Annotated in this window: 8 protein-coding genes; 6 read left to right on the top strand and 2 right to left on the bottom strand. The window is 65.7% G+C overall.

The window, feature by feature from the left end:
• Nucleotides 1–82 precede the first annotated feature (82 nt).
• Together hutC and FJ974_RS19730 are read right to left on the bottom strand one after the other, a co-directional pair.
• Nucleotides 83–829, bottom strand: a complete 747-nt coding sequence (gene hutC, locus FJ974_RS19735) for a histidine utilization repressor (protein WP_140538912.1) — start codon at nucleotides 827–829, stop codon at nucleotides 83–85.
• Nucleotides 830–834: 5 nt separating this feature from the next.
• Nucleotides 835–2,190 carry a formimidoylglutamate deiminase gene (locus FJ974_RS19730; protein ID WP_140538913.1) on the bottom strand — a complete coding sequence of 452 codons (1,356 nt, stop codon included), beginning with the start codon at nucleotides 2,188–2,190 and terminating at the stop codon, nucleotides 835–837.
• Between the two features lie 97 nt (nucleotides 2,191–2,287).
• Between FJ974_RS19730 and hutI the strand changes: the two genes are divergently transcribed.
• The 6 genes from hutI (at nucleotide 2,288) to FJ974_RS19700 (ending at nucleotide 17,234) form a co-directional block, all read left to right on the top strand.
• Nucleotides 2,288–3,517 carry an imidazolonepropionase gene (gene hutI / locus FJ974_RS19725; protein ID WP_181177333.1) on the top strand — a complete coding sequence of 410 codons (1,230 nt, stop codon included), beginning with the start codon at nucleotides 2,288–2,290 and terminating at the stop codon, nucleotides 3,515–3,517.
• Nucleotides 3,514–5,049 (top strand): histidine ammonia-lyase, encoded by a 1,536-nt coding sequence (gene hutH, locus FJ974_RS19720; protein WP_140538915.1) that lies wholly within the window; start codon nucleotides 3,514–3,516, stop codon nucleotides 5,047–5,049. The genes hutI and hutH overlap by 4 nt, the downstream gene beginning before the upstream one ends.
• Before the next feature lie 220 nt (nucleotides 5,050–5,269).
• Nucleotides 5,270–6,088: an N-formylglutamate deformylase gene (hutG, locus tag FJ974_RS19715; RefSeq protein ID WP_140538916.1), complete on the top strand. Its 819-nt coding sequence runs from the start codon at nucleotides 5,270–5,272 to the stop codon at nucleotides 6,086–6,088.
• 34 nt (nucleotides 6,089–6,122) lie between these two features.
• On the top strand, nucleotides 6,123–7,793 hold the full coding sequence (gene hutU / locus FJ974_RS19710) for a urocanate hydratase (protein WP_140538917.1): 1,671 nt from the start codon (nucleotides 6,123–6,125) through the stop codon (nucleotides 7,791–7,793).
• A gap of 3 nt (nucleotides 7,794–7,796) precedes the next feature.
• Nucleotides 7,797–8,384, top strand: a complete 588-nt coding sequence (locus tag FJ974_RS19705; RefSeq protein ID WP_140538918.1) for a HutD family protein — start codon at nucleotides 7,797–7,799, stop codon at nucleotides 8,382–8,384.
• A gap of 270 nt (nucleotides 8,385–8,654) precedes the next feature.
• The gene (locus FJ974_RS19700; protein ID WP_140538919.1) at nucleotides 8,655–17,234 is read left to right on the top strand and encodes a GH36-type glycosyl hydrolase domain-containing protein; all 8,580 of its coding nucleotides are present in this window, start codon (nucleotides 8,655–8,657) and stop codon (nucleotides 17,232–17,234) included.
• The last annotated feature ends 33 nt before the right edge of the window (nucleotides 17,235–17,267 follow it).

Below are 17,267 nucleotides of genomic sequence, written 5' to 3'. Positions count from 1 at the left end.
GGCAGATGAGGTTGGCGCTCCACCCGAGGCGGCCCCCTCTGTCGCCTTCGGCGACATCTCCCCCCTCGAGGCGGGAGATCACTCATCCCCGTGACGGCGTGAACCTTGCCACCAGCGTATGGCTTTCCGCCGGATAGACAAACCGCACATGCGTCACCGGATGCTCGGCGCTCCAGGTCCGCCGCTCGACCACCAGGCAGGGCGCCCCGGGATCGATATCAAGCGCATCGGCGACAGGATCATCGGCCGCAACGGCGCGGATGCGGTGCTCGGCCTCGCTCCACGGCACCCGACCGATCAGCCACGGGCCGGGCGCGATGTCCAAAAACTCTTCCTCGCCGGCCTCGGCCACGGCTGAAAGATTGATCAGACGCTGCTCGAGCGCGAACGGCCGCTCGCCGGCAAAATGCAGGCATTCGAGCGACAGCACCGGTCCCGTGGCGGCAAGCCCCAGTCTCGTCCGGTCCTCGGCGCTGCTGCGCCGTTTCAGCCTTGACAGCCGCCCGTAGCGATAGGGCAGGCCGAGCGCCTCGACTTCGATCCTGATGTCATGGATTTCCAGCACCGCCGCTTGCGACTGCGGCTGGCGGACAAAGCTGCCGGAACGCCGACGGCGCTCGATCAGCCCGGCCTTGGCCAACTGAGACAGCGCTTTGTTCACCGTCATGCGCGAGCAATCGTACTGAGCCGTCAGCTCGTGCTCGAACGGGATGCGATGGCCCGGCGCCCAGGCACCCGACAGGATCTTTTCGCGGATGTCGGACAGGATGCGCTGATGCAGCGAGACGGTCTCGCCGTATTCGATCTCCGCCGTTTCGACCAAGCTCATCGACATCAGCTTTCGGAAAGCGCCGACATCGCCTTGCGGAACCGCTCGGCGACCGCCTCACGCCTGGCATGCCTGCCGGCGCTGACCTGCTTTCTCCCGTGCACCCACACGCAATCGACGGTGCTGCCATTGGCGAAGATCCAGGCATCGAGGATGGCGTCGCCAGCCTTGCCGGCAAGCGATGGATGGTTGTGGTCGAGCGACACGAAATCGGCCGGACCGCCGGCGGCGATCCGTGACGGCCCGGCGCCGAGCGCCTGGCTGCCGCCGTCGAGTGCGGCATCGAACAGCGCGCGGCCGGTCGAACCGCCGGCGCGCGCCAGCACATTGCGGGCGCGGTGCGCCAGGCGCTGCGAATATTCGAGCTGTCTTAGCTCATCCGGCAGGCCGATCAGCACGTTGGAATCGGAACCGACCCCGAAGCGGCCGCCATGCTCGATGAAAAGCGGGGCTGCGAAAGTGCCGTCGCCGAGATTGGCCTCGGTGATCGGGCAGAGCCCGGCGACTGCGCCGCTCTTGGCCATGCGAAGCGTCTCGGCCTCGGTCATATGCGTGGCGTGGATCAGGCACCAGCGCTTGTCCACCGACGCCTGGCTAAGCAGGAACTCCACCGGTCGCTTGCCCGACCAGGCAACGCAATCCTCGACTTCCTTTACCTGCTCGGCGACATGGATGTGGATCGGACCATCCGGCGCCATCGCGGCGACGGCATTGAGCTCGTCCGGTGTAGCGGCGCGCAGGCTGTGCGGCGCAACGCCGACGACGGCCTGCTCCAGCCCGGATACGCTTTCGCGGCTCTTCTCAAGCAGCCGCCCGAAGCGCCCGACATCATTGATGAATCGCCGCTGGCCTTCATTGGGTGCGGCACCGCCGAAGGACGAATGGGCGTAAAAAACCGGCAGCAACGTCAGGCCAATGCCGGTCCCGGCCGCCGCCGCGGCGATCCGCTCAGCCATTTCGGCGATGTTGGCGTAAGGCTTTCCGTCGCGGTCATGGTGAAGATAATGAAACTCGCCAACCCGCGAAAACCCGGCCTCCAGCATCTCGACATAGAGCTGCGCTGCGACCGCCTCGACCTGGTCCGGCGTCATCGACAGCGCGAAGCGGTACATCACCTCGCGCCAGCTCCAGAAACTGTCGGCCGAAGGCCCGCGCAATTCGGCAAGGCCGGCCATGCCGCGCTGGAAGGCGTGACTGTGCAGATTGGGCATGCCGGGCAGGACAATCGCAAGGCGCTCGTCGCCAGCCTGAGGATCGGCGCCCGCCTCGATCGTGCGTATGCGACCACCATCGAACACGATCCGCACCTTGCCTTGCCATCCATCGGGCAGCAGCGCCTGTTCCGCAAAGATCGCCGTCACGTTCGTCTCCGAATTTGAGTGTGCGAGCGACGATGCCACTTGCGTCGCATTCCAATATGTATATACATAATCCTCATCCTTTCAAATGGAAAAGATGATGGGTGGAGCAAACGGGAAGAGCGGTCTTCGTCTCTGGCGCAATGCGCGCCTGGCGACGATGGCCGACGGCGCGGCCGGATTGGGCATCGTCGAAAAGGGCGCTGTCGCGGCACGCGACGGGCTTATCGTCTACGCCGGCGCCGAGGCCGACATGCCGGCCTCCGTCGGGCAAGGCGCGGAGATCACCGATTGCTGGGGGCGCTGGATCACGCCTGGCCTGATCGACTGCCACACGCATCTCGTCTATGCCGGCAACCGCGCCAATGAATTCGAGATGCGGCTGGCCGGCGCCACCTATGAAGAAGTGGCGCGCGCAGGCGGCGGCATCGTGTCCTCGGTCAAAGCGCTCCGCGCCGCGAGCGAAGACGAATTGATCGCCCAGACGCTGCCGCGTCTCGACGCGCTGATGGCCGAAGGCGTCACCACGGTCGAGGTCAAATCGGGCTACGGCCTCGACCTCGACAACGAAAAGAAATCGCTGCGCGCCGCCCGCCGACTGGCCGATGGGCGTCCGGTGACGATCCGTACGACGTGCCTCGCCGCCCACGCGCTACCGCCGGAGGCCAAGGGTGACAAGGATGCTTTCATCGACCTCGTTGCCGGTACGATCCTGCCGGGGGTCGCTGCCGAAAAGCTTGCCGACGCCGTCGACGGATTTTGCGAGGGCATTGCCTTCTCGCCGGAGCAGATGGCGCGCGTCTTCGATAAGGCCAGGGCGCTCGGCCTGCCGGTGAAGCTTCACGCCGACCAGTTGTCGAACCTGCATGGCGCCGAGCTTGCCGCGCGCTATGCAGCGCTGTCGGCCGATCATCTCGAATACACCGACGAGAAAGGCGCCGAGGCGATGGCCAAGGTCGGCACCGTGGCGACAATCCTGCCCGGCGCTTATTATTTCATTCGCGAGACCAAAAAGCCGCCGGTCGAGCTGTTCCGCCGGCACGGCGTGAAGATGGCTGTCGCCACCGACAGCAATCCCGGCACCTCGCCGCTCACTTCGCTGCTGCTGACCATGAACATGGCCGCGACGCTGTTCGGCATGACGGTCGACGAATGCCTGGCCGGCCTCACCCGTGAGGCCGCACGTGCATTGGGACTGCTCTACAAGACCGGCACGCTGGAAGCCGGCAAATCGGCCGACCTCGCCATCTGGGACATCGAGCGGCCGGCCGAACTCGTCTACCGCATGGGCTTCAACCCGCTCCATGCCCGCATCTGGAGAGGACAATGACCGAACTCATCTTGAAGCCCGGCAATGCGACGCTGGCCGACTGGCGCTCCATCTATCGCGGCGCGGTGCCGAAGCTTGACGGCGCCTGCCGCCTGAAGATCAAGGCCAGCGCCGATGCGGTTGCCCGCATTGTCGCCAAAGGCGAGCCGGTCTATGGCATCAACACCGGCTTCGGGAAGCTTGCCAGCGTCCGCATCCCGGCCGCCGATCTCGAAACGCTCCAGCGCAACATCGTGCTCTCGCATGCCGCCGGCGTCGGCGAGCCGATGCCGGCCGCGGTGGTGCGGCTGATGATGGCGCTGAAGCTCGCCAGCCTTGCCCAGGGCGCCTCCGGTGTTCGCGCCGGGACTATCGACCTGCTCGAAGGGATGCTTGCCAACGACGTTATCCCGGTGGTGCCGGCGCAAGGTTCGGTCGGCGCATCGGGCGACCTCGCGCCGCTGTCGCACATGACCGCCGTCATGATCGGCGTCGGCGAATGTTTTACCCCGCATGGCCGCTTCCCGGCCAAGGTCGCCTTTGTCTCGCACGGGCTGGAGCCGGTGACGCTCGGCGCCAAGGAAGGCCTGGCGCTGCTCAACGGCACCCAGTTCTCGACGGCTTTCGCGCTGGCTGGCCTGTTCGAGGCCGAGGTGCTTTACCAGTCGGCGCTGGTTGCCGGCGCGCTTTCAACTGACGCCGCTAAGGGCTCGGACGCGCCTTTCGATCCGCGCATCCATCTGCTCAGAAAGCATCACGGCCAGATCGAGACCGCGGACGCGCTGCGCAGCCTGATGGCCGGCAGCGCCATTCGTGAATCGCACCGTGTCGGCGACGAGCGCGTGCAGGATCCGTACTGCCTGCGCTGCCAGCCGCAGGTCATGGGCGCCGCGCTCGACGTTCTTCGCAAGGCGGCCGATACGCTTCAGACCGAGGCAAACGGCGTCACCGACAATCCGCTGATCTTCGTCGAGGACGATACTGCGCTTTCCGGCGGCAATTTCCATGCCGAGCCGGTGGCCTTCGCCGCCGACATGATCGCGCTTGCCGTCTGCGAGATCGGCTCGCTGTCGGAGCGGCGCATCGCCATGCTGGTCGACCCGGCGCTGTCCGGCATGCCGGCTTTTCTGACGCCGAAGCCCGGTTTGAATTCAGGCTTCATGATTCCGCAGGTGACGGCGGCGGCACTCGTTTCGGAAAACAAGCAGAGGGCCTATCCGGCAAGCGTCGATTCGATCCCGACCTCGGCCAACCAGGAAGACCATGTCTCGATGGCCGCGCATGGCGCCCGCCGGCTGCTCGGCATGGTGGAAAATGCAACGGCGGTGATCGGCATCGAGTTGCTGGCGGCAGCTCAGGGCTGCGATTTCCACGCCCCGCTCGCTTCGAGCGAAGCACTGGAGGCGGTGCGCAAGCTGGTTCGCGCCGAGGTGCCGCATCTCGACAACGACCGCCATTTCCATCCCGACATGGAAAAGGCGATCGCTATGGTGCGCAGCGGCGCCGCGGTAAAGGCGGCGAACGCGGTGGTGTTGCCGGGAATTGCGTCGTGAAGTTGATTGTATTGACAGGTCGCGATCCTTCGCGCCCCCCTCTGTCCTGCCGGACATCTCCCCCACAAGGGGGGAGATCAGCAGTGCCGGCGCCGCGCTTATTTCTGCAACGTTCGAGATTGGCGAAAACCGCTGTGACGGCTGATCTCCCCCCTTGTGGGGGAGATGTCCGGCAGGACAGAGGGGGGCGCCGTAGAGCTCCGACGCCGGGAGACCTCTCATGACCAATCCCGCCTGGCTCACCGTCACCCAAGGCACGGCGCCGCTGCTGGTTTCGATCCCGCATACCGGCATCGATCTTGCCGGCCTTGAATCCCGGCTTGTCTCGCCCTGGCTCGGCCGGCGTGACTGCGACTGGTGGATCGACAAGCTCTATGATTTTGTTACCGATCTTGGCGCGACGGTCGTCCACACTGCCATCTCGCGCACCGTCATCGACGTCAACCGCGATCCTTCCGGCGTTTCGCTCTATCCGGGCCAGGCGACGACCGGTCTCTGCCCGACCGAGACTTTTGACGGCGATCCGCTCTACCGCACGGGCGACGAGCCGACCCCGGCCGAGATCGACCAACGCCGTGAAACGCATTTCGTGCCTTATCATGCCGCTTTGCAGGCCGAGATCGACCGGCTGCGCGGCATGCATGAGAAGATCGTGCTTTATGACTGCCATTCGATCCGCTCAGTGCTGCCGCGCCTGTTCGAAGGCACGCTGCCGGTTTTCAATCTCGGCACCAATGACGGCAAGAGCGCCGATGCCGCGCTGCAGGAAAAGATCGCTGGAATCCTGGCCGCGACCGGCGAGACCTGGGTCGTCAACGGCCGCTTCAAGGGCGGCTGGATCACTCGGCATTTCGGCCAGCCGCAAAACGGCGTCCATGCGCTGCAGATGGAACTCTCCAACCGCGGCTATATGCGCGAGCCGGAAGGGAAGGGCGCGCCGGAGAACTGGCCCGTGCCTTACGACGCAACCTACGCCGCGCCGATCCGCGCCACGCTGAAAACCATCCTCGAAACCGCGATCGACTGGGCCGGGCGCTGACGCACCCGCCGCACCTCATTCGAAAGGGACAACGATGACCGATCCTCGCCACAACATCCGCGAAGTGCGTGCCCCACGCGGCGACAAGCTCAATACGCGGTTTTGGACGACCGAAGCGCCGCTGCGCATGCTGATGAACAATCTCGATCCCGATGTTGCCGAAAACCCCAACGAGCTGGTCGTTTATGGCGGCATTGGCCGCGCCGCGCGCACCTGGAACGATTTCGACCGCATTGTCGCTTCGTTGAAGACGCTTGGCGAGGACGAGACGCTGCTGGTGCAGTCCGGCAAGCCGGTCGGCGTCTTCAAAACCCATTCCAATGCGCCGCGGGTGCTGATCGCCAACTCCAACCTGGTGCCGCACTGGGCGACGTGGGAAAAATTCAACGAGCTCGATAAGAAGGGCCTGATGATGTACGGCCAGATGACGGCCGGCTCGTGGATCTATATCGGCACGCAAGGCATCGTGCAGGGCACCTACGAGACCTTTGTCGAGGCCGGCCGCCAGCACTATGATGGCAATCTTCGGGGAAAATGGATCCTGACCGGCGGCCTCGGCGGCATGGGCGGCGCCCAGCCGCTGGCCGCCGTCATGGCCGGCGCCTGCTGCCTGGCTATTGAATGCAATCCCGACCGCATCGATTTCCGGCTGCGCACCCGTTATGTCGACGAGCGCGCCGACACACTCGACGAAGCGCTTGAGAAGATCGGGCGCTGGACCAGGGCCGGCGAAGCGAAATCGGTCGGCCTGGTCGGCAACACCGCCGAAATCGTGCCGGAGCTGGTGCGGCGCGGTGTGCGTCCCGACATCGTCACTGACCAGACCTCGGCGCACGACCCGCTGAACGGCTATCTGCCGAAGGGCTGGTCACTGGCTGAATGGCGCGACAAGCGCACGTCTGACCCCAAGGCGGTCGAAAAAGCCGCCCGCGCCTCGATGCGCGAGCATGTCGAGGCCATGGTGGCGTTCTGGAACGCCGGCGTGCCGACGCTGGATTACGGCAACAACATCCGCCAGGTCGCCCTGGAAGAAGGCTTCGAGAACGCTTTTGCCTTCCCTGGCTTTGTCCCGGCCTATATCCGCCCGCTCTTCTGCCGCGGCATCGGCCCGTTCCGCTGGGCAGCGCTCTCGGGCGATCCCGAAGACATCTACAAGACCGACGCCAAGGTGCGCGAATTGACCCCGGGCAACACGCACCTGCACAATTGGCTCGATATGGCGCGCGAGCGTATTTCGTTCCAGGGTCTGCCGGCGCGCATCTGCTGGGTCGGCCTCGGCGACCGTCATCGGCTGGGCCTCGCCTTCAACGAGATGGTTGCCAGGGGCGAACTCAAGGCCCCGGTCGTCATCGGCCGCGACCACCTCGATTCCGGTTCCGTCGCCTCGCCGAACCGCGAGACCGAAGCGATGAAGGACGGCTCCGATGCCGTCTCAGACTGGCCGCTGCTCAACGCACTGCTCAACACCGCGTCCGGCGCCACCTGGGTGTCGCTGCACCATGGCGGCGGCGTCGGCATGGGCTTTTCCCAGCATGCCGGCATGGTCATCGTCGCCGACGGCACGCCGGAAGCGGCAAAGCGACTGGAGCGGGTGCTGTGGAACGATCCGGCGACCGGCGTCATGCGCCATGCCGACGCCGGCTACGAAATCGCCATCGAATGCGCCAAGGAGCATCAGCTCAACCTGCCGGGCATTCTGGGCTAAGCTATGCGCATCCTTCGTGTTGCTGGCTACCGCGTCATGCCGTGGAAGAACGGCGGCGGCACGACGACCGAAATCGCGGTCTCTCCCGAGGGCGCAGGGCTCGACGATTTCGACTGGCGCGTCTCGATGGCCCGCGTCGAGAGCAGCGGGCCGTTCTCCAGCTTCGCCGGCGTCGACCGCACGCTGACGGTGCTGGAAGGTGAGGGGATCGTGCTCGATATCGCCGGCCGGCCTCCGGCACGGCTGACCGGCGCGGCGCCGCCGTTTTCCTTCCCGGCCGATGTGCCGACCAGCGCCGATCTGATCGACGGCCCGATCACCGACCTCAATGTCATGACCCGTAGCGGCCGGACGACCCACCGGGTCGAACGCCTGGTGCTTTCGGCGCCGCTGGACATCGAGGCGGGTGCCGGAACGACCCTTGTCTTGCCTCTCGGCGGTCAGGTCGCCGTGACCGGCGACAGGCCGGACCGCCTCGGCCCGCTGGATGCGCTGCTGCTCGATCAGGGCGCGCCAACACTGCGCCTCGAACCCGCCGGCAGCACGGTGCTGTTCGTGATCCGCATCGATCGAACCGCCGCCAACGATTAACGGCTGTTGCCAAACATGATCGCGGCGCCGGTGAAATATCGCCCGGCCACTTGCATGTATCACGAAAAAGCCCGAATCCTTTCCCTGATCGAAACCGAGGGCGGAAGGCGAGAAGCGTTCGCCCTCAAGTTGTCGAAAGGGGACGCCCTGTCGCGGTGCGCAAACAAACTTTCGGCCGGAACCTGTCATGCAACCAATTGCAATTGAACCGGTTTTAGGGACATTGCCGTGGCGGTGACGCCGCATCGCGCCCGCCTTACGGAATCTTCAATGAATATCCAGACGAATCCAACCAAGATCGAACACACGAGCGCCGGTTTTCCGGTCACGACGGAAGCGCCGATACGCTCCAATTTCCTGCCCGAAGACCGCCTGCGCGCGGTAGGCGTTGGCCTTGCCAAGGGCGACGTCAAGGAACTGTTCGGACTGGCGCCGTTCGAATTCCAGGCCCGCATCCGCGACAGCGCCAAGAAGATTCTCGACGTCTATCGCTCCACCAACGCCGCGCAGGCCAAGGGCGAGACGATCACGCCGGCGGCGCAGTGGCTGCTCGACAACAATTATCTGGTCGAAGAGACCATCTTTCAGGTCAAGCGCGACCTGCCGCGCCGTTTCTACCGGCAGTTGCCGACACTGACGCTTGCCGACGGCACCGCCGTGCCGCGCGCCTTTGCAGTTGCCTGGAGTTATGTCGAGCATTCCGACAGCTCGGTCTCGGCGACCATGTTCAAGGCCATCGTCGAAGGCTTCCAGTCGGTCGAGCCGCTGAAGATCGGCGAACTGTGGGCGCTGCCGTCGCTGCTGCGCTTCGTTTTGATCGAGAACCTGCGCCGCATCGCGGTGCGCGTCGAGCGCACGCGCCAGATGCGCCATATAGCCAACGAGGTCGCCGACCGCGTGCTTGCGACCGACGACAATGCCGACCGGACCAGGATCCTGTCGACCTACGCCGCGCATGCGCACGACACCACTTTCGCCACCCAGCTGCTCTACCGCTTGCGCGACGGCTCGCAAAATGCCGGCCGGGCGCTGGAATGGCTGGAGGCCGAGCTCGAAAAGACCGGCTCCGATGCCGAAGAGATCATCATCTCCGAGCACCACACGCTGTCCAGCGGCAACGTCACCACCGGCAACATCATCCGCGGCCTGCGCCTCATCAACGACGTCGACTGGACGGTCTGGTTCGAAGGCGTCAGCCGCATCGACACGCTGCTGCGCGAGCGCACCGATTTCGCCTTGCTCGATTTCTTCTCGCGCGACCAGTATCGCACCGCGATCGAGGAGATGGCGCGCCGCTCGGATCTTTCCGAATACCGCGTCGCCGAAAAGGCGATCGAGCTTGCCGGGCACGTTCCCGGCGTCATGGACGCCTCGGGCGTGCCGGAGACCGCCGACCCCGCCGTGCATACCGATGTCGGCTTCTTCCTGGTCGGGCCGCGCCGGCAGGAACTCGAAAGGGCGATCGGCTACCGGCCGCCCATCAACGTCGCTTTCAAGCGGGCCTTTGCCGCCACCGGCTGGCTGGGCATCGTCGTGCCGGTGTTCCTGCTGACGGTGCTGCTGCTGGTCGTCTCCGGCAACGCGCTCGCCAATCTCGGCCTCTCGACGCCGTCGATCACCTTGATGCTGGCGCTGTTCGCGGTGCCTGCCAGCGAAGGCGCGCTCGCCTTCTTCAACACCGTCGTGGCGCTGTTCCTGAAACCCACAAGGCTGGTCGGCTACGACTATAAGCACGGCATCCCGGCCGAAGCGCGCACGCTGGTCGTGGTGCCGTCGCTGATCGGCTCGCGCGACGATGTCGAGGAAAACATCCGCAACATCGAGGTGCACCATCTCGCCAACACGGCCGAAGACATCCATTTCGCGCTGCTTTCCGACTGGCCGGATTCCAAGACCGAGATCGACGCCGCCGATATCGAGATCCTGCAATATGCGCGCGACGAGATCGCCAGGCTGAACGCCCGCTATCCTTCCGAAGGCGCGCCGCGCTTCTACCTGCTGCACCGCCGCCGGCTCTATAACCAGGCGCAAAGCTGCTGGATGGGCTGGGAACGCAAGCGCGGCAAGCTGCACGAGCTGAACCTTCTGCTGCGCGGGGACAGCGACACCACCTTCCTACCGCTCGACGTGCCGCTGCCCGAAAAGGTCGTCTTTGTGATGACGCTCGACGCCGATACGCGCACCACGCGTGATGCCGTCTCCTCGCTCGTCGGTAAGCTCAGCCATCCGCTGAATCGCCCGCATTTCGACCCGGTCAAGCGCGTGGTCACCGCCGGCTACACCATCCTGCAGCCGCGCATCACCGCATCGCTGACCAGCGGCGACGACGCCTCGTTCTTTCAGCGCGTGTTCTCGGCCAATCGCGGCCTCGACCCTTACGTCTTTGCCGTCTCCGACCTCTATCAAGACGTTTTCGGCGACGGCTCCTTCACCGGCAAAGGCCTCTACCACGTGGATGCGTTCGAGGCAGCGCTGAAGGACCGCATCGACGAAAACACCATCCTCAGCCACGATCTGCTGGAAGGCGCGCTCGCGCGGGCAGCACTCGTCACCGACGTCGAGCTGGTCGAGGACTATCCCACGCGCTACTCGGTCGACGCCTCGCGCCACCACCGCTGGGCGCGCGGCGACTGGCAGTTGCTCGGCTTCATCTTCGATCCGCGCTCCGGCGTTCCGGCAATGTCGCGCTGGAAGATGATCGACAATCTGCGCCGCTCGCTGACCCCGATCTTCTGGGTGATGGCTTGCGTTGCCGGCTGGACGCTGCTGCCCTTCACGCAGGCCGCGCAGTGGCAGGCGCTGCTGATCCTCAGCCTGTTCATGGCCCCCACCTTCGACATCGTCAATGGCATCCTGCCGAAGAGCGGCGACCAGACGCCTCGCGGCCATTTCTCGGCGCTCGCCCGCGACACCGTCTTCGGCACCGCGCTGGTGGCGCTGAAGGTGCTGTTGATGGCGCATCTTGCCTGGATGATGGGCGACGCCACCGTCCGCACGCTCTACCGGCTCTTCGTCAGTCGGCAGAACATGCTCGAATGGCGTACCGCCTCGCAGGCGCACAGGAACAGCGGCAGCGATCTCGGCTCCTACTACGGCATGATGTACGGCGCCGTGATCATCGGCGTCGTCGGCCTTGCCATTCCGGTGCTGGCCGATTCCACCGGCGCCTTCGTCGCCTTCTTCTTCGCCTTGTTCTGGATCGGCTCGCCGGCCGTCGCCTGCTGGATCAGCCGCTCGGCCGAAACCGAGGACCGGCTGCGCATATCGGCCGCCGACGTATATGCGTTGCGCACTGTCGCGCGCCGCACCTGGCACTATTTCGAGACCTTCGTCACGGCCGAGCACCACCACCTGCCGCCAGACAATTTCCAGGAAAGCCCGGCGCCAGTCGTGGCGCCGCGCACCTCGCCGACCAATATCGGCGTCTATCTTCTATCAGTGGTGTCGGCGCGCGATTTCGGCTGGATCAGCCTTTCCGACGCCATCACCCGCATCGACGCCACGATGGCGACCATCGAGAGCATGCCGCGCGATCGTGGCCATCTCTACAACTGGTACGACACCACGACGCTGAAGCCGCTCTATCCGCTCTACATCTCCGCGGTCGACAGCGGCAATCTCGCCGGCCATCTGGTCGCCGTCGCGGCCGCCTGCGCCGAATGGGCCGAGGCGCCCTCCGTCCATCTGCAGGGCGATTTCGAAGGCATCCTCGATACCGTCACCATTCTTGACGAGAGCCTCGAGGAACTGCCCGACGACCGCCGGCAGCTACGGCCGCTGCGCCAGCGGCTCGCCGATCGTCTCGACGGCATGCGCCGTGCGGTGGTGACCATCAAGGCGCAGCCCGAGATGGCCTCGATCCGCACCATCAACCTTGCAGTGCTCGCCGGCGAGATCCGCAAGCTCGCCACCGCCATCCATGTCGAGGCGGCGTCGCCGAAGAGCGACGTCATCGCCGACTGGGCGGCCAGGCTGGAGGCGACCTGCGAGGCGCATGTGCACGATTCGCACAACGACGAGAGCGCGGTTTCGGCGCTGCGCGCCAAGCTGCTCGCGCTGCGCCTGCGCTGCCGCCGCTACGCCTTCGAGATGGATTTCTCCTTCCTGATGCGGCAGGAACGCAAGCTCCTGTCGATCGGCTACCGGGTCGAGGAGCATCAGCTCGACGAGAGCTGCTACGACCTGCTTGCTTCCGAGGCCCGGCTCACCAGCCTGTTCGCCATCGCCAAGGGCGATTTGCCGACCGAGCACTGGTTCCGGCTCGGCCGGCCGATCGTCGAGATCGGCTTCCAGGGCGCGCTGATGTCCTGGTCCGGCTCGATGTTCGAATATCTGATGCCGCCGCTGGTGATGAAGGAGCCGCAGGGTTCCATTCTCAACCAGACCAGCAAGCTCATCATCAAGCGCCAAATCCAGTATGCCCGCTCGAAGAACGTGCCTTGGGGTGTTTCCGAAGCGGCCTACAACGCGCGCGACCGCGAGCTCACCTACCAGTACACCAATTTCGGCGTGCCCGGGCTCGGCCTCAAGCGCGGCCTCGGCCAGAACACGGTGATTGCGCCTTATGCGACGATCCTGGCGGCGCAGTTCAATCCGCGCGAGGCGGTGCAGAACCTGGTCAGGCTGCGCTCGATCGGCGCGCTCGGCCGCCACGGCTATTACGATGCGGTCGACTTTACGCCGCAGCGCGTGCCCGAGGGCGCCGATCATGCCGTCGTCCAGAACTACATGGCCCACCATTCCGGCATGTCGATCGCCGCTGTGGCCGATGCCATCTTCGAGGGCCGGCTGCGCGAACGCTTCCACAGCGATCCGGTGATCGAATCGGCCGAGCTTCTGCTGCAGGAGAAGGCGCCGCGCGACATCCCGACCGCCACCGTCAGGACCGAGGCCGACGAGCGCTCCAAGGACGAGACCGAAACCGAGAGCCCGGACAGCCGCGTCATCCTCGATCCGATCAGGGCGCTGCGCGCCACCAACGTCATGTCCAATGGCCGCTACTCGGTCATGGTCACCGCTACCGGCTCAGGCTACAGCCGTTTCGGCGAGCTTGCCGTCACCCGCTGGCAACCCGACCCGACCGAGGACCGCCTTGGCTCGTACATCTTCCTGCGCGATGCCGGCAGCGGCGACTGGTGGTCGGCGACCGCCGAGCCGAAGCGGGCGGAGAATGAGCGCGTCCAGACGCTCTTTGCCGACGACAAGGCGAGCTTCGTCAAGTCGGTCGGCTCGCTGCGCTCGGAAGTCGAATGCATCGTCATTTCGGAAGGCAATGGCGAGGGCCGCCGCATCACGCTCTATAATGACGGCGTCACCGACCGGCATATCGAAGTGACTTCGTTTGCCGAGCTGGTGCTCGGCGACGAAGCCTCGGACAATGCCCATCCGGCCTTTTCCAAGATGTTCATCGAGACCGAGATCGCGCCGAACAACGGCGCCATCTTCGCCACCAGGCGCAAGCGCGACAAGAACGATCCCGACCTAACCATGGTGCATTTCGTCACCGATCCGTCGGGACCGTCGCGCGATGCCGAAGCCGAGACCGACCGCCGCGCCTTCATCGGTCGCGGCCGCACCATCGCCGACGCCGCGGCCTTCGATCCCGGCGTAAGGCTCGGCGGCAACCAGGGCTTCACGCTCGATCCGGTCGCCGCACTTCGCCGTCAGGTTCGCGTGCCGGCCAACAAGAAGATCTCGCTGACCTTCTGGACCGTCGTCGGCGCCAATCGAGCCGAGCTCGACGAGGCGATCGCCCGCCTCGATCATCAGGAAAGCTTCGCCCGCCAGGCGATGCTCGCCTGGACGCGCAGCCAGGTGCAGACCCGCCATCTCGGCCTCAGCCTTGCCGACGCCGCCAATGTGCAGAAGCTGGCGCGTTATCTAATCTATCCCGATCCGTTCCTGCGCCTGCCGGCGGAATCGATCGCCTCCGGCCTAGGTCGCCAATCGAGCCTGTGGCCGACCAGCATCTCCGGCGATTTCCCGATCTTCCTGGTGCGCATCGGCGACGTCGCCGACCTCGAGATCGTCGCCCAGGCGCTGCGCTTCCAGGAGTATATGCGCGCCCGCGGCATGATGATCGACTTCGTCGTCGTCAACGAGCAGGCCTCCTCCTACGTGCAGGACCTGCAGCGCGCCGTCGAGACGCTGTGCGAAAACGCCCGCCTGCGCGGCAGGGAGCTCGGCCCGCGCCAGCACATCTTCGCCGTGCGCCGCGACCTGATGGACGAGCCGACCTACAAGACCCTGCTGGCGGTCGCCCGCGTGGTGCTGCACACCCGCAACGGCACCATCTTCGACCAGCTCGAACGGGCCGAGACGGCGGCCCTGCAGGCGCGCGACGCCTTGCAGCAGGCCGAAGGCGGCACGCCGCGCGGGCCGTCCTTGCCGTCCCCCGTGCCGATGCCGGCAGTCCAGGGGGCGGCCGACACCGCCGCCGATGGCAGCGGCCTTAGTTTGTGGAACGGCTTCGGCGGCTTCGATGGCGACGGCCGCCATTACGTCACGCGGCTCACCGGACGCCGCACGACGCCGCAGCCGTGGATCAACGTCATCTCCAACGCCTCGTTCGGCTTCCATGTCTCGGCCGAAGGCGCAGGCTTCACCTGGAGCCGCAACAGCCGCGACTACCAGCTGACGCCATGGTCGAACGACCCGGTGTCGAACCGGCCGGGCGAGGGTTTTTATATTTTCGACCATGCCACAGGCAAGGCGTTTTCGCCGATGGCCGCGATGGTGCGCGATCCCTCGATGACCTACGAAACCTGGCATGGGCAGGGTTTTTCGACCTTCCGCTCAAAGCGAGGCTCGCTGTCGATGGACCTGACGCAGGTGGTGGACCCCGCCGATCCGGTGAAGATCAGCCGGCTGCGCATCCAGAACCAAGGCCCGGCGCCGGCGCGGCTGCGCGTCTATGCCTATGCCGAATGGGTGCTCGGCGGCCATCGCTCGCGCACGGCGGCCACGGTTGTGCCGTCGCGGGATACGGCAACAGGCGCCCTCCTGGCGCAGAACCCTTACGGGCTCGACTTCGGCGAGCGCGTGGCCTTCTTCGCCGCCGGCGGCAATGTGCATTCGGTGACCGCCGACCGCGGCGAGTTCGTCGGCAGGAACGGCACCACGGAATATCCGCAGGCCGTGCTTGGCGGCCTTGGTCTCACCGGCAAGATCGAGGCGGGCGACGATCCTTGCGCCGCGATCGCCAGCGATGTCGAGATCCCTGCCGGCGGCGACGTGACGCTGGTCTGGCTGCTCGGCGACGCGGCTTCCGCCGGGGAGGCGAGCGCGCTGGTGGAGACCCATCGCGGCAAGGACTTCGATCGGCGCCTGGCCGACAATGAGCGTGTCTGGCGCGGCTTCCTCGATACCATCCAGGTTGAGACGCCCGACAAGGGGCTCGACGCCATGGTCAACCACTGGCTGCCTTACCAGAGCCTCGCCTGCCGCATCCGCGCGCGTTCGGCCTTCTATCAGGCGAGCGGCGCCTTCGGCTTCCGCGACCAGCTGCAGGACACGCTGGCCCTGCTGGCGCACGATCCGAAGCTGGCGCGCGACCAGATCCTCAACGCGGCGCGCCGGCAGTTCCAGGAAGGCGACGTGCAGCACTGGTGGCTGCCGCGCACCGACGCCGGCGTGCGCACCATGATCTCGGATGACGTCGTCTGGCTCGCGCATGCCACGGCCCGCTACATCGAGGTAACCGGCGACGCCGGGATCCTGAAGGAACAGCTGCCCTTCATCGACGGCCAGCAGCTCGGCGAGGGCGAGCACGACGCTTTCTTCACGCCGGAGATCACCAAGAACACCGCCCCGCTTTACGACCACTGCGCGCGGGCGCTGGACCTGGCGATCAAGCGCAGCAGCCCGGCCGGCCTGCCGCTGATCCTCGGCGGCGACTGGAACGACGGCATGAACCGCGTCGGCGAGGGCGGCAAGGGCGAAAGCGTGTGGCTGGGCTGGTTCCTGCTGAAGACGCTGGGCGATTTCGCGCCCATCGCCAAAACGCAAGGCGACGCCAAGCGGGCGCAGGCCTGGACCAAACACGCCGACGCGCTGAAGCGGGCGCTGGAAAGCACCGCCTGGGACGGCCAATGGTACCGGCGCGGCAGCTTCGACGACGGCACGCCGCTAGGCTCCCACAATTCCGACGAATGCAAGATCGATTCCATCGCCCAATCCTGGAGCGTGCTGTCGGGCGAGGGCGATCCGGCGCGCTCGACCACCGCCATGCAGCAAGCGACCAAGATGCTGGTCGACGATGAGCTCAAGATCATCAAGCTGTTCACGCCGCCCTTCTCCAAGACCGAGAAGGACCCCGGCTACATCAGGAGCTACCCGCCGGGCGTGCGCGAGAATGGCGGCCAGTACACTCACGCCGCGACGTGGTTCGTCATCGCGCTTGCCGAAATGGGCCGCACCGACGATGCCTATCGCTGCTTCTCGATGCTGAACCCGGTCAACCACGCCTCCGACGAGGCGGCGGCCGAGCACTACCGCGTCGAGCCCTATGTGGTGGCGGCCGATATCTACGCCGGCGAAGGAAAAGGCGGGCGCGGCGGCTGGACCTGGTATACCGGCTCCGCCGGCTGGCTCTACCGGGCGGCCGTCGAGGGTATTCTCGGCATTGAGCGGCGCGGCGGGCAGATCACGTTTAGGCCGAAGCTGCCGGGTCACTGGGACGGCTACGCCGCCACGCTCAAGATGCTCGACGCCGAGATCAAGGTTCGCGTGGTCCGCGACAAAAAGACCAAGACGATCTCGCTCGAAGTCAATGGCACGAAGACAAAATCGGCGTCCTTCGAGCCGAAAGCCGGCGATAAGACCGACATCGTCGTCAAGATACCTGCGTAAAATCAAAGGTTTGACTTGCTGGCTGCGCATCCT

The organism is Mesorhizobium sp. B1-1-8 (assembly GCF_006442795.2).
In the GTDB taxonomy this organism is placed as follows: domain Bacteria; phylum Pseudomonadota; class Alphaproteobacteria; order Rhizobiales; family Rhizobiaceae; genus Mesorhizobium.
This window is presented reverse-complemented; position numbering and strand designations above follow the sequence as displayed.

Coding starts and splice junctions, on each gene's coding strand:
- hutI (WP_181177333.1), top strand. CDS start 2,288: ATGGGTGGAGCAAACGGGAAGAGCGGTCTTCGTCTCTGGCGCAATGCG.
- FJ974_RS19700 (WP_140538919.1), top strand. CDS start 8,655: ATGAATATCCAGACGAATCCAACCAAGATCGAACACACGAGCGCCGGT.
- hutC (WP_140538912.1), bottom strand. CDS start 829: ATGAGCTTGGTCGAAACGGCGGAGATCGAATACGGCGAGACCGTCTCG.
- hutU (WP_140538917.1), top strand. CDS start 6,123: ATGACCGATCCTCGCCACAACATCCGCGAAGTGCGTGCCCCACGCGGC.
- FJ974_RS19705 (WP_140538918.1), top strand. CDS start 7,797: ATGCGCATCCTTCGTGTTGCTGGCTACCGCGTCATGCCGTGGAAGAAC.
- hutG (WP_140538916.1), top strand. CDS start 5,270: ATGACCAATCCCGCCTGGCTCACCGTCACCCAAGGCACGGCGCCGCTG.
- hutH (WP_140538915.1), top strand. CDS start 3,514: ATGACCGAACTCATCTTGAAGCCCGGCAATGCGACGCTGGCCGACTGG.